Origin of the sequence: Prodigiosinella aquatilis, assembly GCA_030388725.1 — a bacterium.
Taxonomy (GTDB): domain Bacteria; phylum Pseudomonadota; class Gammaproteobacteria; order Enterobacterales; family Enterobacteriaceae; genus Prodigiosinella; species Prodigiosinella aquatilis.
The window spans coordinates 1,301,370-1,316,859 of the sequence record CP128857.1 but is presented as its reverse complement, the minus strand read 5'-3'; the positions used below and the strand labels follow the sequence as shown (position 1 = coordinate 1,316,859).

Below are 15,490 nucleotides of genomic sequence, written 5' to 3'. Positions count from 1 at the left end.
CATGAGTACATTATCCAGCCAGCTTGATTCACCCGCTGCAACGCTCCGTCCCAGTCTGTACAAAACGCTGTTTGCCACGTGCATCGGTAACGCGTTGGAGTGGTTTGATATCGCAGTGTATGGTTTTTTCGCCATTTATATTGCCCACGCATTTTTCCCGACCCAAGATTCGGCAGTCTCCTTGCTACTGACCTTCGGCAGTTTTGGTATAGCGTTTCTGATTCGTCCACTGGGCGCTGTGGTGCTGGGTGCCTATGCCGATCGCGCCGGACGCAAAGCGTCCTTGCTGCTCTCCATCAGCCTGATGCTACTGGGCGGCGCTATCATTACATTTATGCCAACCTACGCGGCGATTGGCCTGGCGGCCCCCATCCTGATTATCCTGGCCCGCCTGATTCAGGGTTTCTCTGCGGGTGGAGAATTCGGCAGTTCTACCGCCTTTCTGGTTGAGCACTTTCCCGAGCGCCGGGCCTTTATTGCCAGTTGGCAGTTTGCTACCCAGGGCGCCAGCACTTTGTTGGCGTCAGCGTTCGGCCTGGGATTATCACAATTTCTGAGCGAAACGCAGATTCAGGACTGGGGATGGCGTATTCCTTTCGCTTTCGGATTAATGATCGGGCCGGTTGGGTTGTACATTCGCCGGCACATTCATGAGCCGGACAGTTTCCAACAGGCGGAAAAAAACGCCACGCCGGTAAAAACGATTTTCACCCGTCAGAAGAGCCTGTTTTTTACCGCTATCGGTTTGATGGTGATTTCAACCGCCATCAATTACATGCTGAATTATGTACCAACATATGCCACCAAGACATTGCATCTGGCCTCGACTACCGCATTCAGCGCCACACTGATCGCCGGTATTATCCTGACCGTTGTCACACCTTTGATGGGACTGTGGGCAGAAAAAATCGGCCGTCTGCCGCTTATGTGGGTGGCACTGCTGTTACTTATCATCACCATCTATCCGGCATTCTGGCTGATGACAAAATACCTTTCGCCACTATCTCTCATCATCGTGGTCGCTTGGATGGCGCTACTGAAGTCGGTTTATTTCTCTGCCGTTCCTTCCATGATGGCAGACCTGTTTCCGGTATCTACCCGTGCCAGCGGCATGGCCATCAGCTATAACGTCTCCGTAACGGTCTTTGGCGGCTTCGCACCGTTTATCTGCACACTGCTGATCAGTGCAACCGGTAGCAGCCTGGCCCCCAGCTATTACCTGATGATAGTGGCATTACTGAGTGTGACTGCCTTGTGGAAAACACAGCAGACCCATCACTGATGTCTCGATAATTGACGCAACGGACTGCAACACCATGCGTCGCCGGTGGCGCATGGTGTTTATCAGGCTTCATCCGGTAATGTGGTATCGCTGGCACCCAGCGCTCGCTGAAGTAATACCGTATCCACCCAGCGTCCATGTTTCATGCCAACTGAACGCAATGTGCCAACCATTTCAAAGCCCAGAGATTGATGCAATCTCAGCGAAGCATGGTTTTCGCTATTTCCTATTACAGAAATCATCTGCCGGTAACCCTGGCTTTCCGCCAATGTCAGTGCCGTCGACAGGAGCTTTTTCCCGACACCTTGCCCTTGGCCATCAGGATGAATATAGACTGAATCTTCCACGGTAAAACGGTATGCCCGACGTGTGCGATACAGCGAGAGATAACAATAGCCAATCACCAGATTGTCTCGCAACGCCACCAGCCAGGGTAGCTTTTCAGCGCGGACATTCCTGAGACGAGCCTGCATTTCGGCAATATCGGGAGGTTCTGTCTCAAAGGTTGCGATACCATGCAGAACATGATGGCTATATATCGTCTGAATCGCAGCGATGTGATGATCTTTAGCTTCTTCAATAACGACCGGGCTCATGCATATTCCTTATTGATGTTTAGCAATGAGAGTAAAACTTTCATTTTCTGGTGAATAGAGCCTGAAACTTATACACGGTATAAAGGAAACTTTGCTATGGCCAGGTTGAATCCGGATCTGTTGGCAACATTTGCCATTGTTGTGCGGGAAAGCAGTTTTTCAGCCGCCGGAGATATTCTCGGGCTGACACAACCGGCAGTCAGCCTACAGGTTCGTCAGTTAGAGCACTATTTTGGATTGCGACTGGTGGAACGTGCCGGAAAAAAACTCCGCCCGACCCCGGCGGGAGAAACACTACTGGCACAAGCTGAACGAGTCAGGGTTGTACTCGATGATGTACAACAGGCCATGGCTGATTATTCACAGGATGCCATCGGCAGTGTGGTACTGGGGACTGGCGCCACAGCTTGCATTCATCTGATGCCCCCCCTGCTTCGTGAACTTCGACAAGATTATCCGCGAATTACTGTCGGCATTCGCACCGGCAATACACGGGACATTGTCAAAGCCGTGGCAGATAATCAGATTGATGCCGCGTTGGTCACAATGCCGGCTAGCGGACGAAATCTTGTTATCTCACCCTTACTGGAAGATGAATTCGTCGCGATATTAAGTAAAGACTGTGCCACAGCCCTCCTTTTCGATGCCGCGACACTGAATCGTTTACCCTTAATTGTATTTGAATCAGGCAGCAGTACCCGCAGTCTGATTGATGACTGGTTCAGTGCCTCGGGGGAAAAAAACGTTCCGGTGATGGAGTTGGGCAGTATTGAAGCTATCAAGGAAATGGTGGTCGCTGGATTGGGATACAGCATTATTCCCCGCATAGCCGTGACACCCGAATTATTACGGCGTGGTGTCTGCGCCCATGCGCTAACACCACCACTCAGCCGCACACTAAGTATTGTCCTACGACAGGACAAGTTACTGAATAAAGTATTAAAAATTGTGCTTAACCGTCTTGAAAAAACTGCCCTGGCAAAATAAATAGAAACAAGGCAGTGATTCGAAAAAATAAAAAAACACCCAACCTCAGTTAGTGGCGTAACCGGAAAGCATCATACCGGACGTTCAGCATATCCTCACGCTTAACCGGTTTAAGGGAAGAGATCCGATGAACCGATGACTTTCCAGGTCATACCGTCAGACTCCATACTCAGCATCTGTTGTATCTTTTCGTAGATTTCAGCAGCAGACATGCCTTTATATGTCCCCTGGCTATAAAAAGTAAACATATCCAGATTTTTACTGCTGTTTTGCTGATTCATCCGTGCGGCATTTTCGGATGTCACCGGTTGACCGGTAAACACATCAAACGCTTTCCAACTACCATCCGGGTAACTAGTCATGGAGACTAACGTTCCACCATACAATGGAATACCATTCATCATCTCCAGAGAATGTTTTGGAGACACGCCTTCTCTTTGTTTTTCCTGTTTGTCCCTGACTTCCTGCTCTGCGGTTTTTCCCTGAAAGTCACTAATACTTTCAGCTAATTTGGAAGCATTTGACTTATTTTTTCCGTCAGGGGATAACGTGACCTTCGTACTCGCATCAGGGTTAGTAAATAAGTTCGCCAGCGCATCATTACTTGTAGGTACCGAGGATAAATCCCCTTTACTCACTGAACTTATGGTTGTTATGAGCGGGTAAAAAGACTTTACATTCTGACTATGTGTTTCAAGACCCGATATAGCCACGACGTAACTCCTTTCGTCTATTGAATTAAACCTCTGTATACCCATCATCTTTCAAGTTATCGATGCGTTGGCTGCGTTCAGTTACTCGGTCCATTCCTGAAATCCGCCTTAGGGACCGTGGTAAGCAGTATGCTTCTGGCAGATTTGTCACTCCTCAAATCATTCACCTGAGTGAGCTCATCGGAATGCTTTAGCTTACCGCCTTCCTGCAACTCGAAATCTATTGGGCACATATTTCTGATGGTGGCAATTGTCAGTCGTGGTTCACGCACAACTCGGTCAAGCAAAAGAATGAAATTGAGAAATCTGACCACCCCATCAATACATATAACCTTTTTCCATATAAAAATAATTTATGAAAAAAAAATGAATAAAGTACCATGCCGTTACATTTACTAACGCTTATTACTTATTTTGTAAAAATACTTACAGTTACTAGCATATGAAATATATCGGCCATGTTAATTTTTTTGTTAATACATAATTGGAATAATAGTGTTCAATTATTGAGCTTATAAGAAATATTCACACTATTCCCCTCACGACATCGACAAGACTCGCCGACCCATACCATCCCTATTACCCAGTCACAGAAAGCAATAGTTGCGGAATAACGTCATGAATTCGTCATATAGGGTTGTTATGTTTTATCCAGAATAATCTTACTGTTAAGATACCCATGCATACCTTATCTGCCCCGAAGCCACGGTTACCCTCAGTGCATTCTCCCAGTGCGCGCGACTTGTGTATTACGACACCCGATGTTTCTCCGGCTACGGAAAATGCCAGCGTATTACAGATCTTTGGTCAGCATAAAGATCTGGTCAGCTTACCAGTGGTCGAAAATGGCCGACCATTCGGATTAATCAACCGGAATATTTTCCTCTCTCAGATGGCCCGTCCTTTCTATCGCGAGTTGTACGATAGAAAAAGCTGCATTGCTTTCATGGATAAAAATCCGCTGGTAGTAGAGGCTTCTGCCTCCTTAAGTGACGTAACAGATAAAGCGGTGATTACCGGCGATAAATTTCTGACTGATGGGTTTATCATCGTTGAACAAGGGCAATATCTCGGCATTGGCGTGGGCATTGACTTAATTAAAAACGTTGCCGATATGCATGCACAAAAACACCGGCAAATCATGCAGAGCATTGAGTATGCCAGCGTTATCCAGGGAGCGATGCTGTCATCCTCACATCAGGCAATGTCTGAAACGTTGGCAGAGTGGTGTCTGATATGGGAACCGCGTGATTGTGTCGGGGGAGACTGTTACTACTTCAAACCCTATGCTCATGGCTGGCTGGCCGTAGTGGCGGATTGTACCGGTCATGGTGTTCCTGGTGCGTTCATGACACTGATTTTTGCCTCGGCACTGGAGATGGCGCTAACCCTACATGGACCGGAACAACCCGCACAGCTATTGCAGACTATCAATCGCCACATCAAAGATACATTGGGGCAGATTAATCATGTCGGACAGAAACCCTCCTCTAATGATGGCTGCGACGCCATTCTTATGTTTATGGAAACCGCCTCATCTACCCTTAACTGGGCCAGTGCGCGCATACCCGCTTTCATACTTAAAGCCCGAAATAGTGAAATCACTATGCTTGAGAACGATCGCATGGGCGTTGGGTATACTGACACACCTTATGACTACACTTGGCCAGCGTTCCAACAAACGCTGGCACCACAAGATATTGTTTTCACGACCACCGATGGACTGACCGATCAGATCGGTGATGAACGACAGATCATGTTTGGTAAGCGTCGCTTGCAAAACTTGTTGCTGCGTTTTCAAACACTCCCGATGCATGAACTGGCCAACCAGTTAATGCAGCAACATAACGCCTGGCAAGGCGAACAATATCGACGAGACGATCTGACATTTTGGGGTTTCAGGCAATAAACGAGATTATCAATTGGGTGGTTCAACGATATGTCAGACACGAATTACGACGGTTTTTTTGACCTTACACAACAGCAGGATCTTACACTGTATTACGTGGGGTACTTTTCACAAAATATCATCTGTTCCCTGGCGGAGACAGTGAAATTGCAACTGGAAAAAAAACAGGTACCTGCCAATGTTCGCCGCAAATTGTTTTCCAGTTTTGTAGAAATAGTTCAGAACATCATCCGCTATTCAGCCGCTAATCTGACATCAATTGATCACCCAAATGAAATGCGGCATGGATTGGTATGCATCGGCCATGAAGCAGGGAAATACTATCTACTCTGTGCCAATCGGGTCCATCCCTATGACATGGAAAAACTGCGAGTGCGTCTGGAACCGCTACGTCACATGACGCTCGAAGAAATCAAACTCGCCTACAAAGCCTCGTTACGTGATGATACCCCGCCCCAGAGCAAAGGCGCTGATATGGGGTTACTGACTATTGCACGCGATGCCAGTGAACCCCTGCAATTCACCTTTCGGAATGATGAATCAACGGGGTTTCCCACGTTTTATCTAAAGGCAATTATTTAACATGACAGAGACTATAACGACAGAGAATCTTCATATTGCTGGCACGCCAAGCTCGCCAACCGTAGATTTTTATTTTGATACACATCAGCTCTCTCTTTCCGGTGAGTCCTATCCTGAAAATGCGGCGGCGTTTTACAACCCGCTCATTACGCGGATTCAGCATTATCTCACCACCATACAGGTTACAGACATCCTTCTTGACAAGAAGATCAATGTGCATGTGTCGTTGATTTACTTCAACAGCTCCAGCACCAAGATGCTGTTCAGCCTATTTAACCTTCTCAATCAGGCTGCTGAAAACGGGCTTCCCATTGTCCTACATTGGTATCACGACCAAGACGATGACATTACAGAAGAATTCGGACAAGAACTGCATCTGGATTTCCCGGCACTTGAATTTCATAGCCATATTTTGGAGTAACACCATGAGCACCAATGAACTGTTTACACCAGAGTATGATATTTTGCTGTCAGCACGTCACGTCGCCGCACAACTGGATATGCCAGCTGAAATATATCGGGACAATCTGATGCTGTTATCAGAACATTACCAGCGTCTGGTTCGGGAGACCTACCGACTGATTACCCGCAGTGATCGTGCCGAAAAGGAACTTACACGCCTTAATACCCAACTTCACACATTAGCAGTCGAGTTGGAATACAAGGCGACCCATGATCCGTTAACCGATATTTTTAATCGCCGCGCGATTATCGATCTTGTCGACGAAACGCTGGCACAGAAACCAGCCGCGCTGATTGTGCTGGATATTGATCATTTCAAACAGGTCAATGATACATTCGGTCATCCCACCGGCGACACTGTGATTTGCAATTTGGTTTCACGCATTCGAGAAGTATTGCAGGGACAAGGCTATATTGGCCGCGTGGGCGGCGAAGAGTTCACTATTCTGTTGAGTGAATATACGCTGATGCAGGCAGTCTCTATTGCGGAACAGATCCATCACAGTCTCAACCAAACCCCATTGCTGCCCCAGCGAAAAGTAACCGCCAGTTTCGGCATCAGTTGGACACCGGCTCAAGCTCGCTTTGACACACTCTACAGCATCGCTGATAACGCGTTGTATCGGGCTAAAAATAAGGGTAGGAACCGTGTCGAATATAGCGTCGATGCCATCATAGAATAGTGGTGGTTAAATAAGCCGCCACCGTTGCCGAACGAATATTCCCGCCAAAGCGTCGCGCTCATCGGCTGCGTTTTCATGGTCTGTACTCATGGTTCGCTGATGGAAATTCTCCTGACCGGCTGGGGCCACGATGCCCACAGCGATGATGCGACAATCATCCCTCCCCCCAACCATGCAAATACGCTCAGCCGCTCTTGCAACCACAGAGTGGCAAATATGGCACCAAAAAAAGGCTCCGACCCCATCAATAATGAAGCCCGTGTTGGGGTGATTCTGCGAACGGCATAGTTTTGAGCAAAAAAGGCAAACATCGTGCAAAACAGCACCAGATATAACGTCGCTGACCAAAACGCCCAGGTCGTTGGTAATGGCGGGATCCCCTGCTGAGTACAAAGCAACAGGATCAACGAGCCGCCCGCAACAACACCGGTTTGCACTGCGGTAAGCGCCAACGCGGGAACATCATGATGCTCCGTCAGTTTTTTGGTCAGACAGACCATCAGTGCGCGTAGCAATGCCGCACCCAGTACCAATACATCGCCGACATTCACCTCAATATTGTCGTCTGTGTGGGTTAACAGTAGCGCACCACACAGTGACAATGTGACTGCAACGAACACGGCAGTTTCTGGCCGCTGGCGAAAAATGGACCACTCGACAAATGGCGTCAGTACCACACACATGCTGATCAGAAAAGCGGCATTACTGGCGCTGGTATACATGACACCGAAGGTTTCACACAGGAAGATCGCCAGCAAGAGCAGGCCAAGGATAGCACCCGGCAGTAACGCCTGACGATAATGATTGCGCAGCACCGGCAGCAGTAAAACAAATGTTATGATAAACCGGATAAACAGGAACCCAGCTACTGGATAAAATAGTATTGCACCTTTCGCCACACCATAGCTTGTCCCCCAGATAACCGCGACAGCCAGTAGCATTAACTCCGCATAACCACGGGTGCTTTTGTGTAGTTTATTCAGCATCGATTATTCTCTCAATACCACAATAGGGAATCGGATTACGGGAATATGCGTGTAATCAGTTATTTTCCATAAAGGTGTTGATATAGCTTCTGAACAGTTTCCCGGCACCGTAAATAGGGCCGACACCCAGCACCGCATAGACTACTTTGATCAGGAATTGCGACAAAATCATCTCTTTGATTATCTCAAAACTCAGTACATTATAGAATGCCAGGGTACAAAAAATAATACTGTCCAGGGCGGAAGCTATCACGGTACTGGTAATCACGCGGATAAACAAATATTTTGATTTGGTCAGGAGCTTTATTTTATACAGTACATAGGAATTAACGTTTTCAGAAACCAGATAAGCGAGAAACGAGGCCACCAATACGACCATCATACTATGAATAATGCCATTATAAGTATGGCCGTACTCCCACTGTGGCAGTGACGGGATCAGGCTAGTAATCCATAATGCCAATATAAAAAAAAAGACGAAAAAAAAGCTGATGATAATCGTTTGTCTGGCCAATTTTAAACCATAAAACTCATTAAGAATATCCATTAGAATGAATGTAATTGGATAAACAAATCCCGCAGATGGAACAATCATCTTCAGTATGGGAATATAAACGGGTTTAACACCTGCGATAATAGAGAAAATAAGAATAACCGTTAATGCAATACTGATTAGAACATAAACATGCCATGAGCGATCATGACGATCGCTCATAGCATAAGTAGTCGTAATATCTTTCCCACGATAGAGATTTTTATATAAGGCATTCAGTTCATGTCGACTAAGGTCTTCTGATATTTCACTATCAGCAAGTTTCTTTAAATCCATATTGATAGTTTCTCCTGTGGCCAGCACCATAATATTGGCTGAAAATCCCCCTCTATAGTTAAAACCTAATAATTTAAACTTTCTGTTCGACCTCATGTACAATATTTCCTCTACATATATCCTAAAAACTTTATACTCTGAAAATTTACATTACTTTGAATTGCCGGAATAATCGCTTGCTCAATAAATCGTTCACGAGCATCAATGACTTTTAATCTGACACCAAAGAATTCCGCAATATATTGTAAATCCTCGCTGACAACACCATCGCCAAGATCAATAGTTAATGCCGTGACTTTACAGCCATACTGCGATAGCTTGTAAAGAAGATAGCTACTATCTACCCCGCCGCTAAATAAGGTGAGAATATGTTGTGTGTGCTTAGCAATAAAAGACAGATCTTCCAAACTCCTCACTTCCAGAGAACGCGTCATTTTCGTTTCCTTTTAGCTGTGTATTGTAATGATAATGACTTGCTGCCTGGTCAGTATCGCTGATCCGTCCACGTGGAATAATAGTGATAAACAAATAACTCTTTTGCATTATGAGAACAAATCAATACATGGGTTTAATGCCGTACATGGCTGTTTTCGTCCAGGTCGTTGAGTCTGGCAGCTTTTCAGCCGCTGCCGAGCAACTTGGCACCACGGCATCATCAGTTAGCAGGCAGATAGCCAGCCTGGAACAGGCGTTGTCAATAAAATTACTGGAGCGCACGACGCGCCGGCTCAAACTCACCGCCGCTGGCACGGAAGCTTATGCCTACTGTAGTGAGATGATTGAGTCAGCAAAAAATGTGATGGAAATAGCAGACCGCTTCTGTAACAGCCCTCAGGGGCTGGTGAAAATCAGCGCCCCCAGAGCATTTGGCCGTGATTTAATCACACCGCACATTGCCGAGTTTTTACGGCTGTATCCCCATGTAGATGTGCAGCTAATGCTGACCGACAGGCTGGTTGACTTGATTGGCGATGACATTGATTTAATTATCAGAATTACAGATGATCCTCCCGCCGGACTGGCCGCAAGACCACTCATTCGCGTTAATCATATTATTTGTGCCACAAAAACTTATTTAGATGAAAAAGGTACGCCTCAGCATCCTCTTGATCTGACGCAACACAGTTGTATTTATTTAGGTGAAACACCTGGCGATAATTGCTGGAAATTTAAAAATACCGTCACTGGAGAACAAAGCAGAGTAACGGTAAGAGGCCGTTATGCCACCAACCATAGCAAAGCGCGGCTTGATGGCATCCTCAACCATTTGGGCATTGGCTGCCTGCCTTTTTTCACGGTACAAGAAGCAATTGAAAAACAGCAAGTTATTCAGGTACTACCACAGTGGGACTATATGACAACCTATTACGGAATGTCGTGGATCCTTTATCATCCCAATCGCTATTTACCCTCTAAATACCGGGTTCTCATCGATTTTCTGACGGAAAAGATTTTAGTCCGCAAACAGACCGGCAACCCTTCGCCACAGTGAAAACGGCACCCACAACCTTTCGCAGTGTGGGTGCCGTTCCATCGGATGGGTTCATTATGAGAGTTTACTGCCAGAAAGCCCGGCAGTAGCAAGCTTCATTAATCAGCTTTTTTTCACAAATTCAGATTTCAGCTTCATCGCGCCAAACCCATCAATCTTGCAATCGATATTGTGATCGCCTTCGACCAGACGAATGCCTCTGACTTTCGTCCCGATTTTCAATGTCGAGGAACTGCCCTTTACTTTCAAGTCTTTAATCACTGTCACAGTGTCGCCATCCGCCAGCAAATTACCATTCGCGTCTTTGACTATCAGGCCTTCGTCCTGAGAAGCAGAGCTGCTGTCTGCCGACCACACATGACCACATTCCGGACAATTGAATAACTCGCCATCTTGCCACGTATATTCAGAATTACATTTTGGGCAGCTCGGTAACTGAGGCATCGGTAAACTCCTAAAAAGATAAAAAAATAGAGAAAAAGTGTATAAAATCATATAAAAATGAATTTGCTCACCACTATTTTATCTTGTTGTCATCGTGGTGAGTAGCCATCTTTTACAATGAAATTACCGCGATTGCCTCAACCATCGTATCAAAGGAGAAAATCAGCGCGCCTGACCGAGGCTGGCTAAGCATTTCCGATCAAAACCCCGGCGGCAAAAACAAGTGCACCCCCCAACACGACCTGCAACGCAGCACGCCAGAATGGTGTTTCCATGTAGCGCTTTTGGATCCAGGCAATACTCCATAATTCACAGAATACCATCACAAAGGCGATGCTGGTTGCCATCCAAAAATTAGTGATAAGATAAGGTAATGCATGACCCAAGCCACCCAGGGCCGTCATCACGCCAGCCGCCAATCCTCGTTTGATCGGCGATCCCCTTCCGGAAATTGTCCCGTCATCAGCCGCCGCCTCCGTAAACCCCATAGATATCCCCGCACCAATCGATGCGGCCAGACCAACTAAAAAAGTGGTCCAGGTTGACTGTGTTGCGAACGCTGTAGCGAAAACCGGAGCCAGAGTCGAAACAGAACCATCCATTAATCCTGCCAATCCCGGTTGTACCCAGGTCAGGATAAACTGGCGATGTGCGAGAGCATCCTCCTCCGAACGCACATCATCAGGCAGCATCTCTTTTTCCAGGCTCGCCACGAGATCAGTGTGCCGGGCTTCCATTGCTGCCAGGTCGCCGAGCAATCGCCGAGTATCGGCGTCACTCGTACGTTGTGCGGCTAATATGTAAAACTGATGTGCCGCCTCTTCCATTGCAGCGACTTCTGCCCGAATCCGGGCAATACCCAGATTTTGAACCAACCATAGTGGTTTACGATTGTAATAACCGGCAATATGCTCGCGTCTTATCAGCGGAATAATGTTCCCAAATCGACGCTGATGCAGAGATATCAGCCGTTCGCGATGACGGTTCTCCTCCTTTGCCATCGTCAGGAGCATTTCTGCCGTCGCTGGATAGTCCTCTTGCACATGTACCGAGTACGTCTGGTAAATACGGGCATCATCCTCTTCAGAGGAAATTGCCAGTGAGAGGACCTCTTGCTCATTAAGCTCGGAAAACTGACGCCGTCTATCAAATCCAGACCACACATTGACCCCCTAAATACCAAAAATAAATAACAGAATGTAACGTTAATTTAAGATGTCTCAGAATTACTTTCCCTTGCCGACAGCAGATGGGTGCTTTCGGTAATAACAAGGCAAACCAACATGTTGATTCAAATCCATTAAAGATGTCATTGTTACAGGCAACAACGATCAAGAGCTCATTGTTGATAGAAAAATGCCTGGGGAACCGCCATAAATTTTGCAGTTGCCCGCGCCAACTGCTTCAATTCTCCCCGAAAACAGATAGTAGATTCCAATCGAAAGATATTTTTTCTTTGCGATAAAACCCAAGATGTAATCGACAGGTAACTACCCACTGGTATTGGAGTAGAAAATCGCACCAATAACTCTACGGTTAGAGCATGAATACCCCGGGAAAAGAGGCAATTTGTCATGGTTGCATCCAGAAGCGTCGAGATCAGACCACCGTGCAATAATCCCGGATAACCCTGGTGTTCAGGTGTCACCAGAAAATCGGTGGTAACCGCACCATTGGCCATTTCACGGAACACCAGCCCGAGAGCCAGTTGCCCCGCGGATGGATCACCACAAGCGATACATTGCGAATGAATCTTCTTCGTTTCCGTATATAAGCTATTCATAATGTGTCTCCATGGGGGAAAAGAAGCCCCCCTTAACCAGGCTACTGTTTGGAGGACTCATCCACAATAATCCGTGTCCGAGTCATATAAATTACTACGACACACTCTGCCCATCCATACAGTAGCATCAATGGTTTCAATCAGTTTTTTATTGCATTGCTCCTATGCTGAACAATCCTGACATCAAAATAATTGAATTCATTTTATTTCAACTAACAGCCGTTACTTTCAATCAATGGCACCAACGTTCTGGTCAATAAGCACATTGGGTCTGGGCTGACGGCTACATTTATGGCATATGCCACATAATAACCTTATTTATTGCCTATGTAATTATTTAATCTTACCGATATTTTATGACCAATAACGGACTCATTAACCACTCTTCAGTATCGGAGAATTGCCCATGCAAACCGAAATGATTAATCAACGGCGTGGATGCCCCATATAGCTTGATGTAGAGAAGAGGTAATTTTCGGGGGTAAATGGCGAACTGTGCACTCAGCAGTGATGACAAATCAGGGAAGTTCATCACGCCCCATGATTAAAACATATATAATTCATATGGATATATTTAATCACCTACCGATAATACCACGGATACTCTCCGTATTCTCTCTCCGTGGAAAGTAACAAAGCCTTTAAGTTTCATTGTAAAAGTGTGCAGATGATCACCTCAAGTTTATCTTTAGAATGCCGTTGGTTGTATTCAGGCAATCACGCTTTTCAGCTTAAGTGGTAGACATATGTTAAAAACAACACAGTCTCGCTTTACTGTCTCCATCCTCGGTTTTTTCGTCCTGCTGATCATTGTGACCGTGGTGGTTATCAAGCAATTTGTGGCGCCACAGTTGACCGATAATGAAGAACGCCTCGTGCGCTATCAAGTTGACTCACTTGCAACCACAATCATAGAACAGATGAACCGCGTGCAAGCACAGCAACGCAGTATTACCGAAGCCGCCAGCGTGATGGACAGCGCATCCATTGATGCCTTACTGCCAGCACTGGTCAATCAGTATCAGGATACCAACGTGTTTGGTGGCGGTATCTGGCCGCTGCCGAAACTGCGTGATCCGGAACGCGATAAGTTTTCGACCTTCTTCGCTCGAGACGACAACAACCAGCTCAAAGTGAATACCTACTGGAACTCGGCGGAAGCGGATAAGTATTACGAACAACCCTGGTATAAAGATGGTATGGCTGCCGCCAAAGGCGTGTGCGCCTGGGCGAAAGCGTATCAGGACGCAGCCAGCCCACAGCCCCGAACCAACTGCGCGATGGGCATCTATCGCAACGGCAAGGCCTGGGGTGTCGCCACCATCGATGTGACGCTCGGTTTTTTTAATAACCTGGCGAAAAAAATGGGCGACGCCATTAACGGTCGCGTACTGATTATTGAAGCTGATGGAAAAGTGGTGGGTAATGCGGCACTGGTCGGCGCTGCGCCCAAACTGGAAAATCTTAGTACGCTCACCTTGCCAATGGCGGCACCACTGCGGGCCATGTTGGTAAACGCCGGTAAAGAACCGATTCAAAGCCAATATGACGCTGAAGACGGTAACCATACGTTGTTCGTTCAACCCATTGCCGGCAGTCCCTGGTATCTTGCCAGCGATGTTCTTACCAGCCAGTTGACTTCACAAACCAGTGATATGCTGATACGTCTGGGTGCCGTTCAACTCCCGTTGGCCATTATTCTACTTCTGGTATTGTTGGGTTTTATCCGCACGATGATGAAGCGCCTCAATAACCTTAACGACAATATTCTATCGCTCTCAACGAGCGGTGCCGATCTGACTCAGCGCCTTCCCGTCAGTAATAGCCCGGAATTCAACAGTGTTTCCCAGAGCTTCAACCATTTCATCGCCTATCTACAGGATATGATGCATCAGGTTGGTGACAGTACACTGGCGATCACCTCCGCGTCACGCCAGATTGCCCGCGGTAACATGGACTTATCATCACGTACTGAGGAACAGGCCAGTTCGATTGTGCAAACGGCGGCCTCCATGGAAGAGCTAACCGGCACGGTCAAACAAAATGCCGACAATGCCACCCATGCCAACAAACTGGCCAGTGAAGCGTCGCTGGTCGCCGAACGGGGAACACAGGTGGTACAGCAGGTGGTTTCGACCATGGGTGAGATCAATACTTCATCACACAAAGTCGTCGATATCATCAGCGTCATCGACAGCATCGCTTTCCAGACCAATATTTTGGCGCTAAATGCCGCTGTCGAAGCCGCCCGTGCTGGCGAACAAGGTCGAGGATTTGCCGTGGTCGCATCAGAAGTTCGCAGTTTGGCACAACGCTCAGCCAACTCGGCACGTGAAATCAAAAAATTGATTGAAGAGTCTGTTGCCAGCATTGACGCAGGTAGCAACCTGGTAGAGCAGGCAGGACAAACGATGGATGAGTTGATGCAAGGGGTGAACAATGTGACGACGCTAATAGGCGAAATCATGTCCGCCAGCCGGGAGCAGAGCATGGGCATTGAACAGGTGAATCAGGCTATTAACCAACTGGATAGCACCACTCAACAGAACGCCGCACTGGTTGAAGAGGTTTCTTCCGCCGCCCGTGCGATGGAAGAACAGAGTGAGCAGCTCGAATTGGTGGTGCAAAGCTTCAAACTCTGATTCTGACCAGCCACGCCAGGGACGAACCGAAAGTCAGGTTCGTCCCTCCTCGCGCCACCGGGACTCTCCCATTACATATGATGAATATCCCCATCTGACG

General features: G+C 47.1%; 17 protein-coding genes. 8 read left to right on the top strand and 9 right to left on the bottom strand.

The window, feature by feature from the left end:
• Nucleotide 1: 1 nt before the first annotated feature.
• Complete coding sequence (locus PCO85_06220; protein ID WJV55015.1) at nucleotides 2–1,282, top strand: MFS transporter; 1,281 nt, start codon at nucleotides 2–4, stop codon at nucleotides 1,280–1,282.
• A gap of 62 nt (nucleotides 1,283–1,344) precedes the next feature.
• On the opposite strand, the gene PCO85_06215 is transcribed toward PCO85_06220, so the two are convergent.
• On the bottom strand, nucleotides 1,345–1,878 hold the full coding sequence (locus PCO85_06215; GenBank protein WJV55014.1) for an N-acetyltransferase family protein: 534 nt from the start codon (nucleotides 1,876–1,878) through the stop codon (nucleotides 1,345–1,347).
• 96 nt (nucleotides 1,879–1,974) lie between these two features.
• Here PCO85_06215 and PCO85_06210 point away from each other — a divergent pair, with 96 nt between their 5' ends.
• Nucleotides 1,975–2,865 carry a LysR family transcriptional regulator gene (locus PCO85_06210; protein ID WJV55013.1) on the top strand — a complete coding sequence of 297 codons (891 nt, stop codon included), beginning with the start codon at nucleotides 1,975–1,977 and terminating at the stop codon, nucleotides 2,863–2,865.
• A 110-nt stretch (nucleotides 2,866–2,975) separates the two neighbouring features.
• Here the strand turns inward: PCO85_06210 and PCO85_06205 are convergent, their stop codons facing one another.
• Nucleotides 2,976–3,578 (bottom strand): hypothetical protein, encoded by a 603-nt coding sequence (locus PCO85_06205; protein WJV55012.1) that lies wholly within the window; start codon nucleotides 3,576–3,578, stop codon nucleotides 2,976–2,978.
• Nucleotides 3,579–4,257: 679 nt separating this feature from the next.
• Between PCO85_06205 and PCO85_06200 the strand changes: the two genes are divergently transcribed.
• The 4 genes from PCO85_06200 to PCO85_06185 are packed head-to-tail and all read left to right on the top strand — an operon-like array spanning nucleotide 4,258 to nucleotide 7,214.
• Entirely contained in the window at nucleotides 4,258–5,487 is a 1,230-nt protein-coding gene (locus tag PCO85_06200) for a SpoIIE family protein phosphatase (GenBank protein ID WJV55011.1), read from the top strand.
• 30 nt (nucleotides 5,488–5,517) lie between these two features.
• Nucleotides 5,518–6,069: a SiaB family protein kinase gene (locus PCO85_06195; GenBank protein ID WJV55010.1), complete on the top strand. Its 552-nt coding sequence runs from the start codon at nucleotides 5,518–5,520 to the stop codon at nucleotides 6,067–6,069.
• A gap of 1 nt (nucleotide 6,070) precedes the next feature.
• Nucleotides 6,071–6,490 carry a DUF1987 domain-containing protein gene (locus PCO85_06190; GenBank protein WJV55009.1) on the top strand — a complete coding sequence of 140 codons (420 nt, stop codon included), beginning with the start codon at nucleotides 6,071–6,073 and terminating at the stop codon, nucleotides 6,488–6,490.
• A gap of 4 nt (nucleotides 6,491–6,494) precedes the next feature.
• The gene (locus PCO85_06185; GenBank protein ID WJV55008.1) at nucleotides 6,495–7,214 is read left to right on the top strand and encodes a GGDEF domain-containing protein; all 720 of its coding nucleotides are present in this window, start codon (nucleotides 6,495–6,497) and stop codon (nucleotides 7,212–7,214) included.
• Nucleotides 7,215–7,300: 86 nt separating this feature from the next.
• On the opposite strand, the gene PCO85_06180 is transcribed toward PCO85_06185, so the two are convergent.
• From PCO85_06180 to PCO85_06170, 3 genes are read right to left on the bottom strand one after another with little or no spacing between them, the layout of a single operon-like run.
• Nucleotides 7,301–8,200, bottom strand: coding sequence for an EamA family transporter (locus PCO85_06180; protein ID WJV55007.1), 900 nt, complete (start codon nucleotides 8,198–8,200; stop codon nucleotides 7,301–7,303).
• A gap of 55 nt (nucleotides 8,201–8,255) precedes the next feature.
• Nucleotides 8,256–9,125, bottom strand: coding sequence for a queuosine precursor transporter (locus PCO85_06175; GenBank protein WJV55006.1), 870 nt, complete (start codon nucleotides 9,123–9,125; stop codon nucleotides 8,256–8,258).
• A 14-nt stretch (nucleotides 9,126–9,139) separates the two neighbouring features.
• Nucleotides 9,140–9,463, bottom strand: a complete 324-nt coding sequence (locus PCO85_06170) for an argininosuccinate synthase (GenBank protein ID WJV55005.1) — start codon at nucleotides 9,461–9,463, stop codon at nucleotides 9,140–9,142.
• Between the two features lie 146 nt (nucleotides 9,464–9,609).
• Here PCO85_06170 and PCO85_06165 point away from each other — a divergent pair, with 146 nt between their 5' ends.
• Nucleotides 9,610–10,521 carry a LysR family transcriptional regulator gene (locus tag PCO85_06165; protein WJV55004.1) on the top strand — a complete coding sequence of 304 codons (912 nt, stop codon included), beginning with the start codon at nucleotides 9,610–9,612 and terminating at the stop codon, nucleotides 10,519–10,521.
• A gap of 102 nt (nucleotides 10,522–10,623) precedes the next feature.
• Here the strand turns inward: PCO85_06165 and PCO85_06160 are convergent, their stop codons facing one another.
• From PCO85_06160 to PCO85_06145, 4 genes are all read right to left on the bottom strand, one after another.
• Nucleotides 10,624–10,965, bottom strand: coding sequence for a zinc ribbon domain-containing protein YjdM (locus PCO85_06160; protein ID WJV55003.1), 342 nt, complete (start codon nucleotides 10,963–10,965; stop codon nucleotides 10,624–10,626).
• 185 nt (nucleotides 10,966–11,150) lie between these two features.
• Nucleotides 11,151–12,128, bottom strand: coding sequence for a ferritin family protein (locus tag PCO85_06155; GenBank protein WJV55002.1), 978 nt, complete (start codon nucleotides 12,126–12,128; stop codon nucleotides 11,151–11,153).
• Between the two features lie 176 nt (nucleotides 12,129–12,304).
• On the bottom strand, nucleotides 12,305–12,748 hold the full coding sequence (locus PCO85_06150) for a PaaI family thioesterase (GenBank protein ID WJV55001.1): 444 nt from the start codon (nucleotides 12,746–12,748) through the stop codon (nucleotides 12,305–12,307).
• Nucleotides 12,749–13,091: 343 nt separating this feature from the next.
• On the bottom strand, nucleotides 13,092–13,280 hold the full coding sequence (locus PCO85_06145) for a hypothetical protein (GenBank protein WJV55000.1): 189 nt from the start codon (nucleotides 13,278–13,280) through the stop codon (nucleotides 13,092–13,094).
• 214 nt (nucleotides 13,281–13,494) lie between these two features.
• Here PCO85_06145 and PCO85_06140 point away from each other — a divergent pair, with 214 nt between their 5' ends.
• Nucleotides 13,495–15,390: a methyl-accepting chemotaxis protein gene (locus PCO85_06140; GenBank protein WJV54999.1), complete on the top strand. Its 1,896-nt coding sequence runs from the start codon at nucleotides 13,495–13,497 to the stop codon at nucleotides 15,388–15,390.
• The last annotated feature ends 100 nt before the right edge of the window (nucleotides 15,391–15,490 follow it).